Annotated in this window: 1 pseudogene; it reads left to right on the top strand. The window is 49.4% G+C overall.

Annotated elements, in window-relative coordinates:
* A pseudogene (locus HC752_RS24595) lies at positions 1-245 on the top strand (IS5/IS1182 family transposase); the annotation flags it as partial.

The following is a 245-nucleotide window of genomic DNA, read 5'->3' as shown; positions in this document are numbered from 1 at the left end:
AGATAAAAAGGGCTGTTGCGCTTGTTCCTCCAAGAGAAGGTGCAGCCTTCTGGGAGCGGGGTCACCCTAGAAACCTAGCAGTGGGTTGCCAGAAGTTATACGGCTCAAATCAGCACTGGAAAGAGCGGTATGGATACCACAAACGATCTTTGTCAGAAACAGCGATGTATAGAGTTAAACAGCTGCTAGGGGGAAGGCTGAGCTTAAGGAATTACAATGCACAAGTGGGCGAGACTTACGCGATG

This window comes from Vibrio sp. S9_S30, from assembly GCF_014694455.1.
In the GTDB taxonomy this organism is placed as follows: domain Bacteria; phylum Pseudomonadota; class Gammaproteobacteria; order Enterobacterales; family Vibrionaceae; genus Vibrio.
The sequence above is the reverse complement of the archived record's forward strand: the minus strand, read 5'-3'. Positions and strand labels throughout refer to the sequence as shown.